The organism is Escherichia sp. KTE96 (assembly GCF_000408525.1).
GTDB classification, from domain to species: Bacteria; Pseudomonadota; Gammaproteobacteria; order Enterobacterales; family Enterobacteriaceae; genus Escherichia; species Escherichia marmotae.
The window spans coordinates 532,567-554,661 of record NZ_KE137147.1; the positions used below are offsets into that span (position 1 = coordinate 532,567).

Sequence of the window (22,095 nt, forward strand, 5' to 3'; positions counted from 1 at the left end):
AGGCCGGATAAGATGCACCAGCATCGCATCCGGCATCAGGTATGACATCCGAAATCCGGCGCTTATCTGGCCTTGCTCGCCATAATCTCGATAATCTGCCGATCCGTTTGCTGCATCGAATGGCTTGCCAGCGCACACAGATTGGCAATCGACTGCTCAACATCATGCGCCACAATGCCTTCATTGCCGGTCACGGCGGTATCATCCAGCGCCATTAACACCGCTTTCCATGCTGCCGAAGCACTGGTCGAAACCTTCATAGCACAACTGTTCGATGCGCCATCGCAAATCATACCGCTAACATCACCGATCATACTGCTGATCGCCATTGAGATCGTTTCATAACGCCCATCCACCAGCCATGCCATCCCGGCGGCGGCCCCCATTGCTGCCGTCGTTGCAGCACACAGCGCAGACAATCGCGGCAACTGGTTATGGATGTAAATCGCGCTCAAATGCGAAAGCATCAACGCGCGCGCCAGACGCTCATCATCAGCACCGAAGTGTTCCGCTACCACTACCACAGGCATTGTCGCGGTGATCCCCTGATTACCAGAACCCGAGTTACTCATCGCCGGAAGCGTTGCGCCGCCCATACGCGCATCAGATGCCGCGCTGGTACGAATCACAATTGACGAAGAGAGATCTTTCGCCAGCAAACCGCGTGCACACTGTTTTTCCAGCGTCGCGCCAATATGCAACCCCCAGTTACCGCTTAAACCTTCCTGCGATAATGCGCAATTTAACTTCGCAGAATCGAGAATAAAGCGAATCGCCTCAAACGGCACTTCATTGACGAACTTCAGGATCTCTGCCAGCGTCGTATTAGACAGCACCGCCAGCGGCGACTCTTGCTCGCCCTCGGCCACACACGCCTGCTGAGTAAACACCACGCCATTGTGCGTCTCAATATGCACAATGTTGGTATGTCCGCCGACGATGGTGACACAAGCCCACTTCTCACCACTCCAGACTTTGGCGCGAGAGAAGAGGATTTCATCGCAAGGCTCCTGGATCTTAACCGACACTTTTCCCGCCGCCAGCAACGCTTTGGCATCGGCAATCGCCTGTGCTGTCGCATCTTTCAGCACTTCCAGCCCAGCTTTGGCATTTCCGCCTAACGCTCCCAGCGCCGCTGCAATCGGCAGCCCCACCATTCCCGTACCGGGAACGGTGACCCCCAGACCGTTCTTCATCAGATTTGGCGAAACCCAGGCTTCTACACGTTCAACCGGACCTTCCAGTTCTGCCGCAGCAACCGCCGCTGCCAGCGCCAGTGAAATAGGTTCAGTACATCCCAGCGCCGGTTTTACCTCCTCCTGTACTGCGAGGATGTAACGCTGCCATAACGGATTTAAAGTCGAATTAAACATAATAAAAACCTTAAAATTTCAGGTAAATCAAGAAAATGCCAGGAACGGTGAAACACAGAGCAACAAACCGGTGACGATAATCAGGTACAGAGAGGCACCTTTGTATTTGTGCAATGCCGGTACTTTGTAAACCAGCCACGCCGGGATCAGGCACCCCACCATGCCGAAAATCGGGCTACAGATAGAGGTGAAGCTCAACACCGGCGCGTTCAGTACGATGGCGCTCCAGGCCAGTAAAATAGCGAAAATCATGATGCCGCGCTGGACGAGATTTTCGTTAATCTTCTCGGCTGGTATCTTGCGGCGCAGGATGTTCATTACTATCCCTTGCGTGGCTTCGCGAAAGCCTAAATAGACGCCAAAGAACGCGGTCATTACGGCAAAGATATTGAGAATGACGCTGACCACTTTTACCCACGCTGCGCCATCACCGCTAATAAACTGCGCGGCAATCGCCAGGGCAGAAATATTCTGCTCATAGGCTTTTACCGCTTCGTCATGTCCCATCGCCAGGGTGAACGACACGGCATAGAAAAAGACAGTGACGAACAAAATGCCAAATGCAATGTTCATTGCCCGTAGCGCTTTATGTCGCGCCACTTCAATCGATTTTTCCCGCAAGCGATAGGAAATCACCATCGGGCTTAAAGTCTGAATAAACAGGATTGAGGTCAGAGTAAACGGCAGCGTAATAATCGCGTTTTTCACCAGCAGCCCCAGCGGCGGCAGCGAACCCACGTTATACAGATGCCACATTCCGACCATCGACACGCCTAATGCCGCGACTACCAACAGTTTGGTCAGCACCATGCCGGTTGAAATTTTGAATAACAGTTTCTCGCCGCGTGAGGAGATCGCCACCAGAATACAAATCAGTACCAGTCCATAAAACGGATTGTCTGACAGCACGCTTTCGGTCACGCCAAAAGTATGCAGATAGGAGGCACTATCGTTGGTGATGGCGGTGGAATAGACGAACATCCAGATCACCAGCATCACGAAATAAAGTGCACCTAACAGGATGCCCCAGTTTTTGCCTAAATAGCCACTGATGACGCTCGGATAATCTTTACACTCCGGCGATTCGGCCAGCGTATTAATAAACAACCGCTGAAACAGATACATTGCCGGGTAACCAATCACTGATGAGAGCAAAAATACCCACAATCCCATCAAACCGACCTGCACCGGGAGAAAAACAATCCCCGCGCCAATCGCCATCCCAATACTCATAATCACCCAACCGGTGTCGGTACTGTCGAATTTGATTGCTTCACGCCACTCACTTTCGCTCATTCCAGCACGACCCGCCGGGGTCGAAGCGTCTGCAATAACGCCTTTATTCGATGCAATTTCCATAATTTCTCGCTCAATATTTTGTAGGGCTTATTATTTTTTTCCGAGCCGCATCAAGGCGATATGCGGTCTACGTTTTTTGCAGGCGAGTTATTAGAATAAAGAAATGATACGCGTGAGGTCAGAGAAAATCTTCACAATCAAGACTTTGAAATAACGGTGATGGATAATAATTTTCTACCAAATCAATAAATAGGAAATGGTTATTCTCTATTTGCGGCAGATCACAATAAAAAAGGGTGCACATTTTGTGCACCCAAGGATGAAAGCTGACAACAATGTCAGCCGCAGACCACTTTAATAGCCAGTCCTCCGCGTGAAGTTTCGCGGTATTTATCGTTCATATCTTTGCCAGTCTCATACATCGTCTCGATCACTTTATCGAGCGAAACACGTGGTGCAGAGGTACGCTGCATCGCCATCCGCGCTGCGTTCACCGCTTTCACGGCATTAATCGCATTCCGCTCAATACACGGAATTTGCACCTGCCCGGCTACCGGATCGCAGGTCAGCCCAAGGTTATGCTCCATGGCGATTTCCGCCGCATTACACACCTGAGCCGGGCTACCGCCCAGCAGTTCGGTTAGCCCTGCCGCTGCCATCGAACAGGCCACGCCAATTTCCCCCTGACACCCCACTTCCGCACCGGAAATGGAGGCATTCATTTTATATAGCGCGCCGATAGCACCAGCCGCCAGTAGAAAACGAGCGATAGAGCGCTCATTGAGCGGACGGCGGAATTTATCGTAATAGGCCAGCACCGCCGGAATAATACCGCAAGCGCCGTTAGTGGGTGCCGTCACTACACGTCCACCAGCGGCGTTTTCTTCACTGACCGCCAGAGCAAACATATTGATCCAGTCGATCACATTCATTGGATCGTTAGAGATATTGTCACTAGAAAGCAGCAAGCGGCGCAGCGCCACCGACCGGCGTGGGACATTGAGCGGGCCAGGCAATACGCCTTCGGTGTTCATGCCGCGTTCAATACCGTCAGACATCACCTGCCAGATACGCGCAAAACCAGCGTCAATTTCCGCTTTGCTGCGCAACGCCAGTTCGTTTTGCATCATCAGACCAGAAATAGACAGCCCATTGTAATCACACATTTTCAGCAGTTCGCCTGCCGAATGGAAGTCATAAGGTACTGGCATTTCGACATCATGCGTCAGGCCGAAGTGTTCGTCTTCAACAATAAAACCGCCGCCGACAGAATAATAGGTTTTGCTTAAGAGTTCTTTCTGCCCTTTCCAGGCAGTAATCCGCATTCCGTTCTCATGACGCGGCAACATTTCCGGATGAAAAATAATGTTTTTTGCTACAGGAAAATCAACCACATGTGCGCCTGCCGCCACCGGGAGTCGACTACTGCGCGTCACAAGTTCAATAAATGCAGGGATCTCATCAATAACAACATCCTGCGGACTGTTCCCTGCCAGTCCCATGATGATAGCGATATCCGTGGCATGGCCTTTGCCCGTCAGTGACAACGACCCGTAAAGATCGACCACAATGTGGCTCGTTGCGGTTAATAAACCACTACTTACCAGCCGATCGATAAAACTTTTTCCAGCATTCATTGGCCCCACGGTATGCGAACTGGAGGGACCAATACCAATTTTGAAAATATCGAATGCACTAATCATAACCACACTCTCGGATTGCCACTCTGTGAAGAGGAGTGGGACGACTCTGCGGCCGCCCCACTCCGGGCTTTACACGCTACGTACTGCGATAGCTTCGATTTCCAGCTTCACATCTTTCGGCAAACGCGCGACCTGCACGCAGCTACGGGTCGGGTAGGTCGCCTGATGCTCATCAAAGAACTGCTTATAGACTTCATTGATGGTGGCGAAGTCGTTCAGATCGGTGATAAATACCGTCATCTTGACGATATCGCCCACGGACAAACCGGCAGCGACAACAATCTCTTTGACGTTTTGCAGGCTTAAACGTGCCTGATCTTTCACATCAGCCGGGATCTCGCCGCTCTGCGGGCAAACCGGAATTTGCCCGGAAGTGAAGACCATGCTGCCTAAATCCACACCCTGAACATAAGGGCCGATTGCCCCCGGGGCACGTTGCGTTTCGATAATTTTTTTCATACATCCTCCGGCGTCAGAGCGCCTGGGTAAAGGTACGTGAAATCACATCCTGTTGCTGTTCACGGGTCAGCGCGTTGAAGCGCACAGCGTAGCCAGAGACACGGATTGTCAGGTTAGGGTATTTTTCCGGGTGCTCGATGGCATCCAACAACATTTCCCGGTTCATAACGTTGACGTTGAGATGTTGACCGCCTTCGATATCCGCTTCGTGGTGGAAATAGCCATCCAGCAGACCGACAAGGTTGGTTTTGCGTACCGGATCTTCTTTGCCCAACGCCGCAGGGACAATTGAGAAGGTGTACGAAATACCGTCTTTGGCGTAGGTGAACGGCAGTTTCGCCACAGAGGTCAGCGAAGCCACGGCCCCTTTGCGGTCACGACCGTGCATCGGGTTAGCGCCAGGGGCAAACGGAGTACCCGCACGACGACCGTCCGGCGTGTTACCTGTCTTCTGTCCGTACACGACGTTTGAGGTGATCGTCAGAATCGACTGGGTCGGCACGGCGTTACGATAGGTTGGTAGCGCTTTAATTTTCTTCATAAAGCGTTCAACCAGGTCGCAGGCAATACTGTCTACGCGCTCGTCGTTGTTGCCGTACTGCGGATATTCACCGTCAATTTCGAAGTCCACCGCCAGGCCGTTTTCGTCACGAATCGGTTTCACGCGAGCATATTTAATTGCGGACAAGGAGTCCGTCGCCACCGACAAGCCAGCAATCCCGCATGCCATCGTGCGATAAACATCACGATCGTGCAGTGCCATCAGCGAGGCTTCGTAGCTGTACTTGTCATGCATGTAGTGGATGAGGTTCAGCGCGCTGATGTACTGCACCGCCAGCCAGTCCATGAAGTGGTCGAGGTTATCCATCACTTTGTCGTAGTCCAGCACGTCGTCCATCAGCGGAGCCATTTTCGGGCCCACCTGAATCTTCAGCTTCTCGTCCATCCCGCCGTTGATTGCATACAGCAATGTTTTCGCCAGGTTAGCGCGTGCGCCGAAGAACTGCATCTGCTTACCAATCACCATTGGGCTGACGCAGCAGGCAATCGCGTAATCATCGCTGTTGAAGTCAGTGCGCATCAGATCGTCGTTTTCATACTGCAAGGAAGAGGTGACGATAGACACTTGCGCCGCATATTTTTTGAAGGCAATCGGCAGCGCTTCCGACCACAGAATAGTCAGGTTAGGTTCCGGTGCTGGCCCCATAGTGTGCAGGGTATGCAGATAACGGAAGGAGTTTTTGGTCACCAGTGTGCGGCCATCCAGCCCCATCCCGCCGATCACTTCCGTAGCCCAGATTGGATCGCCGGAGAACAGCGAATCAAATTCTGGTGTACGCAAGAAGCGCACCATGCGGATCTTCATGATGAAGTGGTCGATCAGTTCCTGCGCCTGCTGCTCATTGAGCACACCGGCTTTAAAGTCGCGTTCAATGTAGATATCGAGGAACGACGCGGTACGACCAAGAGACATCGCACCACCGTTTTGCGATTTCACCGCCGCCAGGTAGGCGAAATAGAGCCATTGCACCGCTTCCTGCGCATTTTGCGCCGGACGGGAAATGTCAAAGCCATATTTCGCTGCCATTTCCTGAATCTGTAACAGCGCACGACGATGTTCTGCCAGTTCTTCACGCAGACGGATAGTGGCTTCCAGATCTTCGCCTTTTTCCAGACGAGACTGAAGATCGGCAAATTGCAGTTCGCGTTCACGCACCAGATAGCTGATGCCGTACAACGCCACGCGGCGATAGTCTCCGATAATACGTCCGCGACCATAACCGTCCGGCAAACCGGTCAGTACCCCAGATTTACGGCAGCGCAGCATATCCGGTGAATAAACATCAAATACACCCTGGTTATGGGTTTTACGCAGATCGGTAAAGATGTACTCAAATTCGCTGTCCATTTCACGGCCATACGCGTGGAATGAACTTTTAATCATATTAATGCCACCGAACGGATGCAGCGCGCGTTTTAACGGCGCATCCGTTTGCAGACCCACTATTTTTTCCAGCGGCTGATCAATATATCCCGCATCATGAGCGGTAATGGTGGTGGCAATATTGGTATCGAAATCTAACGGCGCGTGAGTCGCGTTTTCGATACGAATGCCCTCCATTACTTTTTCCCACAACGCCGTGGTTGCAGGCGTTGCTTCGGCAAGGAAAGATTCATCCCCTTCATAAGGTGTATAGTTGTGTTGAATAAAATCGCGGACATTAATTTCGTTTTTCCAGTCCGTACCTTTAAAGCCAAGCCATGCGTCGGCGTACAGCTTATCGCTGGTATCGATATCTACCTTCATGAAAAATAATCTCTCTACAATACTTCAACTAAATTATGCAAATTCTGCGGGGGCGTTTACTTTGCCTAAATGAATCGCATCTAAGGCAATCATTTTTTCTTCGTTGGTCGGAATAACGGCGCAAATTACGCTCGCATTTTCACTGGAAATAATTCGTTCACCGTAAGAGTTAGATCGATTATTCATTTCTGTATCAATCTCTACTCCTAATACAGCTAAATGTCCCATAACCAAACGACGAATTAAACTTGAGTTCTCCCCTATTCCACCGGTGAATATAATTCCATCCAGGCGATGTAATGAGGCAGCGTGTCCGGCAATATGGCGGGCAATTCGGTGAACAAAGGTTTTAATTGCCAGTTGTGCACGCTCATGGCCTTCATGCCAGGCTTTTTCCAGTACGCGCAAGTCGGAAGAAAGACCGGAAATACCTAATAATCCCGACTCTTTATTTACCACGCGTTCCAGGTCGCCCAGGCTCTGGTTGGTTTGACTCGCCACCCAGGACATCGCACCGAAGTCAACATCACCACTGCGCGTGCCCATCATCAACCCTTCCAGCGGCGTCATTCCCATTGAGGTATCCACGCTCTGACCATTGCGAACTGCACAGATAGATGCACCATTGCCAAGATGCGCGACCACCAGACCGGAGTCATCTTCCGCCAGATCCAGCAGCGAATAGGCGCGCTGAGAAACGTAGCGGTGCGAGGTTCCGTGGAAGCCATAACGACGCACGCCAAGCTCTTCGTAATATTTCCACGGCAGGCCATATAAATAAGCCTCTGGAGCCATTGTCTGATGGAAGCTGGTATCAAATACCGCCACCTGAGTTACACCTGGAAATAATTGCTGTGCCGATTCAATACCACTTAAATTGGCGTAATTATGCAGCGGCGCAAGCGGGGAAACACGGCGGATATTATCAATGACCTCATCGGTAATAATGGCGGACTCGGTAAAAATACTGCCGCCGTGGGCGATACGGTGGCCAATTAAGGCCACTCTGTCATTTAAATTCCGTTTTTCCAGTTCAAATGCAATTGCCTTCAATGCACCTTCGTAGCTGTGGTGAGCCAGCGGTGCTGGCTCTCCTCCATTTACGGATAAGAATGCATTTTCCGAGTTAATACCATCGGCAATACCTGACATTAATACTTCACAGTCTGAGGTATCCAGCACAGAAAACTTAATTGAAGACGAACCACAGTTAATAACTAAAACAACCGGATATTCATTCATCTCTTTTCTCATCCTGAGTTACAGATTAAAACAGTTTGTATACGATGTTCAGGATGGTCAGCAGACCAATCACGGTGACAAACACGTTATCCAGACGACCACGGTATTTCGCCAGAGACGGCGCTTTACGAATGGCGTACATCGGCAACAGGCACAGCAGTGAGGCAATAATCGGCGCACCCATCGCTTCAATCAGGTCCAGAATGTTCGGGTTGGCGTAGGCGACAACCCAGGTAGAGCCCATGATGAAGATCATGCTGATAGTATTCAGTTTACCCAGCGACACTTTGGTTTTGTCACCTTTATAACCGAACTTCAGAATCAGACCGTTCAGACCTTCCAGCGTCCCCAAATAGTGACCGAAGAAAGATTTGAAGATAGCCACCAGTGCGATGATGGAAGCCGCATATTCCAGCGTAATAGCGAACGTCGTTTTGGTGCCGGTCATGGACGCAAAGTGGTTAGCCAGATAAGAAAGTACCGGAATATTCTGCGCTTTCGCTTCCGCCATATTCGCCGGAGAAAGTGTAAACAGGCAGCTAAAGGCGAAGAACATCACTACCGCAACCATCAACATGCTGGCGCGAGAGATAATTTGTGAACATTTACGCTCGGTGAAGTCGCGTCCAAAATCTTTCTCATACTCTTCACGTTTAGAAACCACGAAGGAAGAGACGATTGGCGAGAAGTTAAATGAGAAGACCATAATGGAAATCCCCAACCAGACGGTGATCAGAATGCCATCATGACCCGTTAACGACAGCGCACCGAGATCAACTTGATCGATAACCGCAGAGTTCCAGTAAGGGATCAGCGACAGAGAAATCAGCACCAGGCTGGCGATAAACGGCCATACCAGGTAGCTCATTACTTTAACCATCAGATCCTTACCAAACCAGATGACGAAGGCCATCAACAGCAGCAGGAACAGCGCCACAAAGCCGCGATTCAGTGGCGCAAAGCCGAGCTGGTTTTCCCAGAAAGTCATAAAGGTGTTGGTAATGGTAACGCCATAAATCCACAGCAGTGGGCAAATCGCGAAGAAATACAGGAACGTAATGACCACGCCGCCGGTTTTACCAAAATGCTCTTCCACCGTTTCCGTAATGTTGCCGGAAGGGTTAGAGCCGGAAAGGCACAGACGCGCCAGCGCCCGGTGACAATAAAACGCGATTGGGTATGCCAATACCAACATCAGCAGAATCGGAATTAGTCCGCCAAAACCTGCGCGGATAGGGAAGAACAGCACCCCGGCGCCGATTGCCGTGCCAAACAAACCTAACGTCCATGTGGTATCTGATTTACGCCATGACGATTGTTTTGTCTGGCTGGATACAATGCTATCTGAAGTACTCATATCCTATCCTCAACGAATTAATTAAGCGCCAACGAAACCGGTGATTTGAGAGACGCGGGAAAGATCGATATTACCGCCGGAAATAATACTGACGGTTTTTCTGTTTTGAATATATTGGTCTAATTTACCGCTTAATAATGCAGCACATGCCAGAGCGCCCGCGCCTTCGGTGACGACTTTATTGCGCTGAATTAAGGCAATCATACTGTTTCTGATTTCGTCTTCGCTAACCAGCACGATATCATCGACTAATTCACGAACGATTTCGTAAGTTAAATTACCCGGGCGAGCGACATCACAACCATCCGCCAGGGTGCCGGTAGTTCGGTGCGTGGTTATTTCTCCCGAGTGGAAAGAAGCCGCCATACCGTGAACGTTTTCTGACTGCACACCAATAACACGGATAGTTGGGTTAATAGATTTAATCGCCACTGCAATACCGGCAATTAAACCACCACCGCCAATTGGTACAATTACGTTATCGACATCATAGAGATCTTCCATAATTTCCAGACCAATCGTTCCCTGGCCGGCAATGACTTTCGGATCATCATAAGGGGGAATAAAGATGCGACCTTCCGTTTCGACAATTTCACTTACTTTGGCGATGGTATCGTTGAAGTTATCGCCATGCAGTACGACTTCAGCGGAGTAGTCACACGTTGCCGCAACTTTGGATTTTGGCGCGCCTTTCGGCATCACGACTTTACCATCAATCCCCAGCATCGCACAGGAAAGCGAAACCCCTTGTGCATGGTTGCCCGCCGAACAGGCCACTACCCCCTTGCGTTTCTCGGCATCGGTTAAGGAGCTTAATTTATTAAATGCACCTCGAATTTTAAATGAACCAGTACGCTGCATGTTTTCAAACTTCAGGAATATTTCACCTTTGCAACGTTCACTAAAGTAGTTAGAGCGAGGCATGCCTGTTTTATAAATTCGCCCAGCCAGACGTTGTTTTGCTTCAATAATGTCATCAATAGCAACCGGCAGATCGTATGTAATATGCATTATAAAACCTCTTCGCCTGAATTAAATTTGTAGGTAACCGTAACCAACACCTGTAAAAATACAGGTGGATTATTCATGTTTAAATAAAAAACAAATAACTAACCAACTTCTATTAATTGCCTTCGTCGACACCCATTATAAGATGAATACTCTTTAGCTAATTCCACCAAAACTGATGCTGCTTTTTTGATACGATAATTTTTTGACCATACTGCGGCATATCGTGCCACCGGCAACGTTTCCTCAACCGGAATAGTAATAAATTGATTAGAACCAAAAGGTGAAGTCATATCGCAGGGAATAACGGTTAAGAAATCAGCATTGAGAACAAGATTATAAATGGTGACGACCGAGTCGGTTTTAACGATGTTTTCAATACTGATGCCATTTCTTTGTAGCGTGGTGAGTAGCTCGCTGTAGTATCCCATATTCGTTTGTGGCAACACCCACTGTTCGTTCTTCAAAGACTCCAGCGTGGTGGTGCCGGTGCATGTTCGGGACTTACCGGCAACCAGCACGAATTCTGATTCGAACAGCGGCTCAACATGCAAATCCTGAAGCTTCATTTCTGCACTTAACGTACCTATCGCAAAATCCAGGCGCCCATCGCGGATAGCCGGTAAGAACGAAGACAGTTGCGCTTCATACATTGAGACCTGCGCTTTCGGGAACACCTCTTTGAATTTGTTGATCATCCCGGACATAAAGGTAAAGCCAATCAGCGATGGAAAACCAAATGAGACTTCCACTACAGCCTCAGTGGACATACCGCTAATCTCATTAACCATATTTTTCATTTCGCGGGTAATGGATTCGGAACGAGAGAGCAACAATTGACCAGCAGGTGTCAGCGTTACGCCGGTATTTTTCCGAACGACTAATTCAACGCCAAAATAATCTTCAATATCGTTAATGATTTTACTTACCGCTGGTTGAGTTAACCCTAATTCTTTTGCAGCCGATCCAATAGAGCCACTTCTGATGACTTCCTGAAAGACTACCAGGTGTTGCGTTTTAGGAAGAAGAATAGTGCTCATAACAACCTGCGTTAATTACCTCATTGACGGAATGAATTGTATCAAAATGGAATGAACAGGATATGTGCGACCACTCACAAATTAACTTTCAATAGTTTTCCAGGTAAATCCTTAAAGCGATATGTCCATTTAATATCAATGAGTTAGACAATAAAAATCAACACAAAGCCTGACTTTTATCAAAAAAACAAGGGGGGATAACCATATTTTATGGCGATAACAACACGCTTGATTTTTCTTATTAGAAAATGCGCTTAGACGATATTTCAATCAATTACCGTGTATTTCGCAGACGAATTTTAAGTTAAATTTAATGCGCAAGTTATCAAATTTTATTATAAATAAATCGTTTTCATAGATAAATAATGCGGCACATCACATTTTTTTGCGCCATTTGTTGAAGATGAAACATTGATTATAGCAAAGACTTAAAACCCAATAAACATACATTAAACAAATAAAACAATTGATTAACGTCATTTTTCCTCTCAATGGCAGGACGTCATTTTGTGAACGCAATCGTTTCCCATGATTTATTCTTGTTTTACGGTTACCGAATAGCATTTTGTGTTGAGGATCACAAAACTAATAATTGCTATTCGAAGTAAGTTATCAGCATAGACCACAGGATGGCTAAAAAGAGTGTTTATATTAAACCAACAGGCCGCGTTCTTTTGGGTATAGCGTCGTGGACAGTCATTCATCTTCCTGCCCGCCCCAAAAAGAAAAAACCCGCCAGCTTGCACTGACGGGCTTTGTTAAATCAGGTGAAACTGACCGATAAGCCGGGTTCTGTCGTGGACAGTCATTCATCTAGGCCAGCAATCGCTCACTGGCTCAAGCAGCCTACCCGGGTTCAGTACGGGCCGTACCTTATGAACCCCTATTTGGCCTTGCTCCGGGTGGAGTTTACCGTGCCACGGACTGTTACCAGCCGCGCGGTGCGCTCTTACCGCACCCTTTCACCCTTACCTGATCCCACTTGCGTGGGCCATCGGCGGTTTGCTCTCTGTTGCACTGGTCGTGGGTTTCCCCCCCAGGCGTTACCTGGCACCCTGCCCTATGGAGCCCGGACTTTCCTCCCCTCCGCCCGTCTCCCCCGAAGAGGACGACGACGAAGCGGCGACTGTCTGGTCAGCTTCGGCGCGAAGTATAGAGGGTTTGCACGCCCTTGTCACCCCGCACTGCGCATTCCAATCGCCAGTGTGGCGGCGATATTGCGTGAAGCGCGGTAAATATTGTCATAAGCCCCGCTGAAAGCTTCATCCAGGGTAACAATGCTGTTCAACACGCTGAATACGGCATCGATGCCGTGCTGATGCACAACGCCGACATCCTTCGTCAGACTCCCTGCAATACCAATTACCGGTTTATGGTATTTCTTCGCGACATTCGCTACGCCAATCGGTACTTTGCCGTGGATACTCTGGCTATCAATGCGCCCTTCTCCGGTGATCACCAACGTACAATCGTGAATATGTTCTTCCAGATTCAACGCCGTAGTCACAATCTCAATGCCGCTCTTTAGCTCTGCACCAAGAAACGCCATTAGCGCCGCCCCCATACCGCCCGCAGCACCAGATCCGGGGACGTCTTTCACATCAACATACAGCGATTTTTTGATGACATCAGCATAGTGAGAGAGATTCTTGTCCAGCTCAACAATCGTGGCTTCATTAGCCCCTTTCTGCGGGCCAAAGATACGTGAAGCGCCGCTGTCACCCACCAGCGGATTGGTGACATCGCAGGCGACGCGAATCGTACAATCCTTTAAGCGTGGATCAAGGCCAGAGATATCAATGGTATTCAGGGTATTGAGGCTGCCGCCACCAAAGCCGATTTCATTACCACAGGCATCGCTTAACTTCGCTCCCAGCGCCTGCACCATTCCCGCGCCGCCATCATTGGTAGCACTGCCGCCAATGCCGATAATAATAGTGGTTGCGCCACTCTCCAGCGCCTGCAAGATTAATTCACCCGTACCACGAGAAGTGGTCACCAACGGATCACGCTTTTCCGCTGGAACCAACGCCAGCCCACTGGCCGCCGCCATTTCAATAAACGCGGTTTTACCGTCGCCAGAGATCCCCCAACAGGCATTCACCTTCTCACCCAGCGGCCCCGTAACCCAGGCTTGACGTTCGGTCCCCTGAGTGGCAGCAATCATCGCTTCCACCGTTCCTTCACCGCCATCAGCAACGGGAACAGAAACATAGTGTGCATCAGGAAAAATTTCCCGAAATCCCTTTTCTATCGCCTGCGCAACCTCGCTGGCAGATAAACTTTCTTTGTAAGAGTCTGGGGCGATTACGATTTTCATATCTTTGCCTGTTACCACATGACGCCGGAGGGCGTTTCTCTTATTCGGCCTGGCTCCCAGCCCGGATTGCACCACGCCATCCGGGCACGAAGTCACTCGCGAGTGACTTCGACTTTCGCCAGTTTTTCGTAGTAGCACGCCAGAGCGCTGTGGTCTGCTGTTCCCAGCCCATCGGCACGCAGCGCCTGCATCATCTCCATGACCACTGCGGTCAGCGGCAATTGCGCACCAACGTCATGGGAGGTATCCAGCGCATTTGCCAGATCCTTAATATGCAGATCGATACGGAAGCCCGGCTTGAAATTCCTGTCCATCACCAGCGGCGCTTTTGCATCGAGTACAGTACTTCCCGCCAGCCCACCACGAATCGCCTGATAAACCAGATCAGGATTAACGCCCGCTTTGGTTGCCAGCGTTAACGCTTCTGACATCGCCGCAATATTCAGCGCTACAATGACCTGGTTTGCCAGTTTGGTGACGTTGCCTGCACCGATTTCTCCGGTATATACAACGGATCCCGCCATCGCTTTCATCAAGTCATAGTATTTGTCGAAAATAGCTTTGTCGCCACCCACCATCACTGACAGGGTGCCATCGATGGCTTTCGGTTCACCGCCGCTCACCGGGGCGTCCAGCATATCAATACCTTTCGCTTTCAGTGCTTCGCTGATTTCACGGCTTGCCAGCGGAGCGATTGAACTCATATCGATTAATACCGTCCCTGGTTTTGCACCTTCAATGATGCCATTTTCCCCCAGCGCCACCTCTTTCACGTGCGGAGAGTTTGGCAGCATGGTAATGATGACATCGCACTGTTCAGCGATGGCTTTAGCCGTAGACGCGGTTTCTGCGCCTGCGGTAATCACGTCAGCGATAGCTTCTGGATTACGGTCAGAAACCACCAGCGAGTAACCTGCTTTCAGAAGGTTTTTACTCATTGGTTTACCCATAATACCCAGGCCAATAAAACCAACTTTCATAGTCATATCAATCATCTCTCTTGTTGCGGTGGTCGTTATTTTTTAAAGGCATCTGCCAGTTTCTGCGTGGCGGAGCGGAAAATACCGAGGTCGCTGCCGACAGCGACAAATGTGGCACCCCATTCCAGATAACGGCGTGCATCGGCTTCAACTGGCGCGAGGATGCCACTGGGTTTACCGTAAGCGCTGGCGCGGTTGAAAATATGTTGAATCGCTTTTTGTACCTCCGGATGTGACGCATTGCCGAGATGACCTAATGCCGCCGCCAGATCGCTGGGGCCAACGAAAATGCCATCAACGCCTTCGGTCGCAGCGATGGCGTCAACGTTATCGACGCCCTGCTGGCTTTCGATTTGCGCCAGAATGGCGATGTTCTTATTCGACCGGGCGAAATAGTCCGGTACGGTGCCAAACATATTGGCGCGGTGAGAAACGGAGACGCCGCGAATACCTTCTGGTGGATAACGCGTTGATGCTACCGCCTGTACCGCGTCTTCTTCCGTTTCGACAAAGGGGATCAGGAAGTTGTAAAAACCGATATCTAACAGGCGCTTAATAATCACCGGTTCGTTGGTCGGCACCCTCACTACTGGCGCACTGGCGCTACCTTTCAACGCCATCAACTGCGGGATGAACGTGGAAATATCGTTTGGCGCATGTTCGCCATCCAGCACCAGCCAGTCAAAGCCAGCCAAACCAAGAACTTCAGTGCTGATCGGGTTGGAAAGTGCTGACCAGCAGCCAATCTGTACCTGTTTCGCAGCCAACGCGGCTTTGAACTTATTGGGGAAAATATCGTTCTTCATCGCTTATACCTTTGCTTATTTCTGCAATTCCATACGTTTAATGTCACCAACCACGAAGAGGTAGCAGACCATTGCCATCAGCGCCGAACATCCCACAAATACCAGCGCCGCATTGAAGGAATGCAGTTCACTAACCAGGTAACCAATCACCAGTGGAGTGACAATGGAGGCGACATTGCCAAAGACGTTAAAGACGCCGCCGCAGAGGCCAACAATCTCTTTCGGTGCGGTATCGGAAACCACCGGCCAGCCCAGTGCGCCAAATCCTTTGCCAAAGAAGGCTAACGCCATCAGCATGACCACCAGCGTGGTGTTGTTGGTGTAGTTACATAAGATGATGGTGGAAGCCAGCAACATTCCCAGCACAATTGGTAGCTTACGTGCCAGAGTCAATGACAAACCGCGTTTGATCAGATAATCCGAGAAGACACCCCCAAGCACGCCGCCAGCAAATCCACACAATGCCGGAATCGACGCAACCAGGCCGACTTTCAGAATCGACATCCCCTTTTCCTGTACCAGATAAATCGGGAACCAGGTGAGGAAGAACCAGGTGATGGTGTTGATAAAATATTGCCCGAAAAATACCCCCAGCATCATGCGGTTAGAGAGCAATTGCTTGATGTAATGCAGCTTAGGACCGCTTGCTGTCGCACCGCCTGGCTTTTTGTGATCCATATCGACCACCGCACCATTTTCGGAGATAAACTTCAACTCTTCCGCAGACATGCGCGGATGGTCTGTCGGGTTATGAATCAACTTAATCCACAGCGCCGTTAGTACAAAACCAATCCCCCCCATAACGGTAAAGACGTGCTCCCAGCCCCAGGCGAAAGTCAGCCAGCCAAGCAGCGGCGAAAAGAGCGCCAGCGAGAAATATTGCGCCGAGTTAAAGATGGCGGAAGCTGTTCCGCGTTCTTTAGTCGGGAACCAGGCGGCAACAATACGGGCGTTCGCCGGGAATGACGGCGCTTCCGAGAAGCCCAACATAAAGCGCATGAAGAACATGGAGATCCCTGCCCAGGCAATAGGGAACATATCGACAAAGCCTTGCAGGAAGGTAAACAGCGACCAGAAAAAGAGGCTGTAAGTGTAAACTTTCTTCGATCCAAACTTATCCAGCAGCCAGCCGCCAGGGATTTGCATTAGCAGATAGGCCCAGCCAAAAGCGGAGAAAATGTACCCCATCGAAACCGTGCTTAATTGCAGTTCTTTTGCTACTTCAGTACCGGCAATCGACAGCGTTGCACGGTCGGCATAGTTAACGGCTGTCACAATAAAAATAATAAATAATATTAAATAGCGGGTATGCACGCTTTTCTTTTTTTCTTCAATGGTGTCCAGAATCATTTTATTTACCTCGGGTACTTATGTTGATTTTTATTATTGGGAAGGTATTATTTATGAGTTCCATTCATATAGTTATGACAATGGCCTCGTGAATTAGTATAAGCAGCGGGGTAATAATAATCATTGTGCAAATGCGAACTTAAATAATGTAATTTAAATATTATTTTGAGCATATGCACATAACATTGCGCGCTAAAGCACAGATTTACGCTTTGCCTTGCCGGGTAGCGTCGCAATCCCTGAAATGATTGACATTGATCACATTTCTACCGTTAAACTCCTGACATTCTTATTTCACCTAATGAAGTTATTTATTTTTAAATGAGATCTAATGCTCATTTTAATATCCCCCTGGCTGGAGAATATTGAACAATGGCCAATATCGAAATAAGACAAGAAACGCCGACTGCGTTTTATATAAAAGTTCATGACACAGATAATGTGGCAATTATTGTTAATGATAATGGCCTGAAAGCAGGAACGCGTTTTCCGGACGGCCTGGAATTAATTGAGCATATTCCCCAGGGGCATAAAGTCGCATTGATCGACATTCCTGCTGATGGCGAAATTATTCGTTATGGCGAAGTGATTGGTTACGCCATGCGCGCCATCCCACGTGGAAGCTGGATCGATGAATCGATGGTGGTTCTGCCTGAAGCGCCCCCCTTACATACTTTGCCTCTGGCAACCAAAGTGCCGGAACCTTTACCTCCGCTGGAAGGTTATACCTTTGAAGGCTATCGCAATGCCGATGGCAGTGTGGGCACCAAGAACCTGCTCGGCATCACGACCAGCGTGCATTGTGTGGCTGGCGTCGTCGATTACGTGGTGAAAATTATTGAGCGCGACCTGCTGCCGAAATACCCGAACGTCGATGGTGTGGTGGGGCTGAATCACCTGTACGGCTGTGGCGTGGCGATTAATGCCCCAGCGGCGGTGGTGCCTATTCGAACCATTCACAACATTTCGCTGAACCCAAACTTTGGCGGCGAGGTGATGGTGATTGGCCTCGGATGCGAGAAATTGCAACCAGAGCGCCTGCTGGTCGGTACGGACGATGTGCAGGCTATTCCACTGGAAAGCGCCAGTATTGTCAGCTTGCAGGATGAAAAGCATGTCGGTTTTCAGTCAATGGTTGAGGATATTTTGCAGGTTGCCGAACGCCATCTGCACAAGCTGAATCAACGTCAGCGAGAAACCTGCCCGGCTTCAGAACTGGTTGTTGGTATGCAGTGCGGCGGCAGCGATGCGTTTTCTGGCGTGACAGCCAATCCGGCGGTTGGCTATGCGTCTGATCTGCTGGTGCGCTGCGGTGCAACGGTGATGTTCTCGGAAGTGACGGAAGTACGCGACGCCATTCATCTGCTGACGCCGCGCGCCGTTAACGAAGAGGTCGGTAAGCGTCTGCTGGAAGAGATGGAATGGTACGACAACTATCTCAATATGGGGAAAACCGACCGCAGCGCCAACCCTTCGCCGGGAAACAAAAAAGGCGGTCTGGCAAACGTCGTGGAGAAGGCTCTCGGCTCCATTGCCAAATCAGGTAAAAGCGCGATTGTAGAAGTGCTGTCGCCAGGGCAGCGTCCGACCAAACGTGGATTAATTTACGCCGCGACGCCAGCCAGCGACTTTGTCTGTGGCACCCAACAGGTGGCTTCAGGAATTACCGTTCAAGTATTTACGACCGGTCGCGGCACACCTTACGGCCTGATGGCAGTGCCGGTCATTAAAATGGCAACCCGTACTGAACTGGCGAACCGTTGGTTTGATTTGATGGATATTAATGCGGGCACCATCGCCACCGGCGAAGAGACGATTGAAGAGGTGGGCTGGAAACTGTTCCACTTTATTCTCGACGTTGCCAGCGGAAAGAAGAAAACCTTCTCAGACCAATGGGGGCTGCATAACCAACTGGCGGTGTTTAACCCGGCACCGGTGACTTGATAACTCAATTTGTATTATGCCCGATGGCACACGTTTATCGGGCATAGTAAGTCATAGCGAAGACGCATTCTCCCCGACCAGAATCACCTCAACCCCGGCCTTTCGTAGCCCTTCCAGACTATCCGCAGGAATGCCTTCATCGACAATGATCATATCGATCCGCTGGGTATCAATGATCTTATGTAAACTGGAGCGATTGAACTTACTGGAATCAGTAACCACGATGATCCGTTCCGCAACTTCGCACATCCGGCGGTTCAAACGGGCTTCATCTTCATTGTGCGTACTGACGCCGCGCTCCAGATCGATAGCATCTACACCGAGAAACAGCATGTCGAAGTGGTAATTTTGCAGCGATTGTTCAGCCTGATCGCCATAAAAAGATTGTGACTGACGGCGCAAATGCCCGCCGGTCATCAGTAGCTCAACGCCCTCAGCTTCCAGCAAAGCATTAGCCACGTTCATACCGTTGGTCATCGCAATCACGTCAGTATGCTTGCGCATCAGACGGGCAATCTCAAAGGTTGTGGTTCCGGAGTCGAGGATCACGCGATGGCCAGGCTTAATCAGCTCAACAGCAGCTTTCGCAACGCTGCGTTTCATCGCAGTGTTGAGCGCACTTTTATCTTCCACCGAAGGTTCGACTGACGGTGTCGTGCTATCGCAGATCAACGCGCCACCATAAGCACGCACGGCGATCCCCTGCTTTTCCAGAAATGCCAGATCGTTACGGATCGTCACCGTAGAAACGCCGTACAATGCCGATAGATCATTAACTTGCACACTTCCTTGCTGCCGCAGGCGCTGAATGATCTGTTCTCGTCTCTCACTGGTGCCTGTTACTCGCTTCTCGCCTGAAGCGTCGGTATTACTCATAGTAAGTCCTTTCGTAAAACTTTCGTTTCATTTCGTTTTGCTTATTAACGCCTTTCTATTAACCAAATGCAAGCCCACATTGCCCATTGACGCAAGCGCCCCTCGTTTCAGAAACTTTCATTATGTTTCTTTTGTGAATCAGATCAGAAAACTATTATCTTTCGTTTTATTTTTATCTCACCATGACGCAGTATCAATTGAAACAAAACGAAAGATCAAGGTTGCAGTAATCTAAACTGGAGAGGAAAGTGAAACATCTGACAGAAATGGTGAGGCAGCACAAAGGGGGCAAAACAAATGGGATTTATGCCGTTTGTTCCGCACATCCGCTGGTGCTGGAAGCTGCCATCCGCTACGCCTTCTCAAACCAAACGCCACTACTGATTGAAGCAACGTCCAATCAGGTGGATCAGTTCGGCGGTTATACCGGAATGACGCCTGCCGATTTTCGCGGCTTTGTTTGCCAGCTTGCCGACTCGCTGAATTTCCCACAAGACATGCTAATTCTCGGTGGCGATCATCTGGGACCTAACCGCTGGCAAAACCTGCCCGCAACCCAGGCGATGGCTAATGCCGATGATTTGATAAAAAGCTACGTCACGGCGGGATTCAAAAAAATTCACCTTGATTGCAGCATGTCCTGTCAGGGCGATCCGATCCCCTTAACCGATGACATCGTTGCTGAACGCGCCGCTCGCCTGGCGAAAGTGGCGGAAGAAACCTGCCGTGAACACTTTGGCGAGGCCGATCTGGTGTATGTCATTGGAACTGAAGTTCCGGTTCCTGGCGGCGCACATGAAACCTTAAGCGAACTGGCAGTGACTACACCGGATGCCGCCCGCACCACGCTGGAAGCCCATCGTCATGCTTTTGAAAAGCAAGGTCTGAATGCCATCTGGCCACGTATTATTGCGCTGGTGGTACAACCCGGCGTCGAATTCGATCACACCAACGTTATTGATTATCAGCCTGCAAAAGCGATCGCCTTAAGTCAGATGGTCGAAAACTACGAAACACTGATTTTCGAAGCTCATTCTACCGATTATCAAACACCGCAATCGCTGCGCCAGTTGGTCATTGACCACTTTGCCATTCTGAAAGTTGGCCCGGCGCTGACCTTCGCCCTACGTGAAGCCCTGTTTTCTCTGGCGGCTATCGAAGAAGAACTGGTGCCAGCAAAAGCCTGTTCTGGTCTGCGTCAGGTACTGGAAAACGTGATGCTCGACCGTCCGGAATACTGGCAAAGCCATTACCACGGGGACAGGAACGCGCGTCGTCTGGCACGCGGCTACAGTTACTCGGATCGCGTGCGTTATTACTGGCCAGACCGGCAGATTGATGATGCTTTCGCCCACCTGGTCCGCAACCTGGCAGATGCGCCAATTCCGCAGCCACTCATCAGCCAGTACCTGCCGCTGCAATACGTAAAAGTTCGCTCCGGCGAGCTACAGCCAACGCCACGGGCACTCATTATTAACCATATTCAGGACATCCTGGCGCAGTACCACGCTGCCTGTGAAGGCCAGTAAGCCATAACAAAAACGAGGAACACGCTATGCCAAATATTGTTTTAAGCCGGATTGATGAACGCTTGATTCACGGTCAGGTCGGCGTTCAGTGGGTTGGATTTGCGGGGGCAAATCTGGTTCTGGTAGCCAATGATGAGGTTGCCGAAGAGCCGGTACAACAAAACCTGATGGAAATGGTGCTGGCAGAAGGGATCGCCGTGCGTTTCTGGACACTACAAAAAGTGATCGACAACATCCACCGCGCTGCTGATCGGCAGAAAATCTTGCTGGTTTGTAAAACACCAGCCGATTTCCTGACGCTGGTTAAAGGTGGCGTTCCGGTTAACCGCATTAACGTTGGCAATATGCACTACGCCAATGGCAAACAGCAAATCGCCAAAACGGTTTCTGTGGATGCGGGCGATATCGCGGCATTTAACGACCTGAAATCCGCAGGGGTGGAATGCTTCGTTCAGGGCGTCCCGACAGAACCTGCTGTGGACCTCTTTAAATTACTTTGAG

Annotated in this window: 17 protein-coding genes and 1 other RNA gene; 3 read left to right on the plus strand and 15 right to left on the minus strand. The window is 49.9% G+C overall.

Annotated elements, in window-relative coordinates:
• Positions 1-62: 62 nt before the first annotated feature.
• The 14 genes from cyuA to garP form a co-directional block, all read right to left on the minus strand.
• The gene (cyuA, locus tag A1WG_RS15730; RefSeq protein ID WP_000483437.1) at positions 63-1,373 is read right to left on the minus strand and encodes a cysteine desulfidase; all 1,311 of its coding nucleotides are present in this window, start codon (positions 1,371-1,373) and stop codon (positions 63-65) included.
• Between the two features lie 27 nt (positions 1,374-1,400).
• Entirely contained in the window at positions 1,401-2,732 is a 1,332-nt protein-coding gene (locus A1WG_RS15725; protein WP_001517139.1) for an SLC5/6 family protein, read from the minus strand.
• A 278-nt stretch (positions 2,733-3,010) separates the two neighbouring features.
• A complete protein-coding gene (gene tdcG / locus A1WG_RS15720) occupies positions 3,011-4,375 on the minus strand; it encodes an L-serine ammonia-lyase (RefSeq protein ID WP_000622150.1) in 1,365 nt (454 codons plus the stop codon).
• A gap of 69 nt (positions 4,376-4,444) precedes the next feature.
• The gene (locus A1WG_RS15715; protein ID WP_000719985.1) at positions 4,445-4,834 is read right to left on the minus strand and encodes an enamine/imine deaminase; all 390 of its coding nucleotides are present in this window, start codon (positions 4,832-4,834) and stop codon (positions 4,445-4,447) included.
• A 13-nt stretch (positions 4,835-4,847) separates the two neighbouring features.
• Positions 4,848-7,142 carry a 2-ketobutyrate formate-lyase/pyruvate formate-lyase gene (gene tdcE / locus A1WG_RS15710; protein WP_001517141.1) on the minus strand — a complete coding sequence of 765 codons (2,295 nt, stop codon included), beginning with the start codon at positions 7,140-7,142 and terminating at the stop codon, positions 4,848-4,850.
• A gap of 33 nt (positions 7,143-7,175) precedes the next feature.
• Complete coding sequence (gene tdcD, locus A1WG_RS15705) at positions 7,176-8,384, minus strand: propionate kinase (RefSeq protein WP_001517142.1); 1,209 nt, start codon at positions 8,382-8,384, stop codon at positions 7,176-7,178.
• A gap of 25 nt (positions 8,385-8,409) precedes the next feature.
• Entirely contained in the window at positions 8,410-9,741 is a 1,332-nt protein-coding gene (gene tdcC / locus A1WG_RS15700) for a threonine/serine transporter TdcC (RefSeq protein ID WP_000107717.1), read from the minus strand.
• 21 nt (positions 9,742-9,762) lie between these two features.
• On the minus strand, positions 9,763-10,752 hold the full coding sequence (tdcB, locus tag A1WG_RS15695; RefSeq protein WP_000548354.1) for a bifunctional threonine ammonia-lyase/L-serine ammonia-lyase TdcB: 990 nt from the start codon (positions 10,750-10,752) through the stop codon (positions 9,763-9,765).
• Between the two features lie 98 nt (positions 10,753-10,850).
• Complete coding sequence (gene tdcA, locus A1WG_RS15690; RefSeq protein WP_000104220.1) at positions 10,851-11,789, minus strand: transcriptional regulator TdcA; 939 nt, start codon at positions 11,787-11,789, stop codon at positions 10,851-10,853.
• Between the two features lie 765 nt (positions 11,790-12,554).
• Positions 12,555-12,931, minus strand: an RNA gene (rnpB, locus tag A1WG_RS22650) — RNase P RNA component class A.
• A gap of 32 nt (positions 12,932-12,963) precedes the next feature.
• Entirely contained in the window at positions 12,964-14,109 is a 1,146-nt protein-coding gene (gene garK, locus A1WG_RS15685) for a glycerate 2-kinase (RefSeq protein WP_001517143.1), read from the minus strand.
• Between the two features lie 92 nt (positions 14,110-14,201).
• Positions 14,202-15,095: a 2-hydroxy-3-oxopropionate reductase gene (garR, locus tag A1WG_RS15680; RefSeq protein WP_001517144.1), complete on the minus strand. Its 894-nt coding sequence runs from the start codon at positions 15,093-15,095 to the stop codon at positions 14,202-14,204.
• 29 nt (positions 15,096-15,124) lie between these two features.
• Positions 15,125-15,895, minus strand: coding sequence for a 2-dehydro-3-deoxyglucarate aldolase (gene garL, locus A1WG_RS15675; RefSeq protein WP_001517145.1), 771 nt, complete (start codon positions 15,893-15,895; stop codon positions 15,125-15,127).
• Positions 15,896-15,910: 15 nt separating this feature from the next.
• Entirely contained in the window at positions 15,911-17,245 is a 1,335-nt protein-coding gene (gene garP, locus A1WG_RS15670; protein ID WP_000599621.1) for a galactarate/glucarate/glycerate transporter GarP, read from the minus strand.
• A gap of 372 nt (positions 17,246-17,617) precedes the next feature.
• On the opposite strand from garP, the gene garD reads away from it, so the two are divergent.
• Complete coding sequence (garD, locus tag A1WG_RS15665; RefSeq protein ID WP_001273732.1) at positions 17,618-19,189, plus strand: galactarate dehydratase; 1,572 nt, start codon at positions 17,618-17,620, stop codon at positions 19,187-19,189.
• Positions 19,190-19,240: 51 nt separating this feature from the next.
• Here garD and agaR read toward each other — a convergent pair whose 3' ends face one another.
• Positions 19,241-20,065, minus strand: a complete 825-nt coding sequence (agaR, locus tag A1WG_RS15660; protein WP_000072182.1) for an aga operon transcriptional regulator AgaR — start codon at positions 20,063-20,065, stop codon at positions 19,241-19,243.
• A 248-nt stretch (positions 20,066-20,313) separates the two neighbouring features.
• Between agaR and kbaZ the strand changes: the two genes are divergently transcribed.
• Both kbaZ and agaV read left to right on the plus strand, forming a co-directional pair.
• Complete coding sequence (kbaZ, locus tag A1WG_RS15655; protein ID WP_000681963.1) at positions 20,314-21,594, plus strand: tagatose-bisphosphate aldolase subunit KbaZ; 1,281 nt, start codon at positions 20,314-20,316, stop codon at positions 21,592-21,594.
• A gap of 26 nt (positions 21,595-21,620) precedes the next feature.
• The gene (gene agaV / locus A1WG_RS15650; RefSeq protein WP_001517146.1) at positions 21,621-22,094 is read left to right on the plus strand and encodes a PTS N-acetylgalactosamine transporter subunit IIB; all 474 of its coding nucleotides are present in this window, start codon (positions 21,621-21,623) and stop codon (positions 22,092-22,094) included.
• Position 22,095 lies beyond the last annotated feature (1 nt).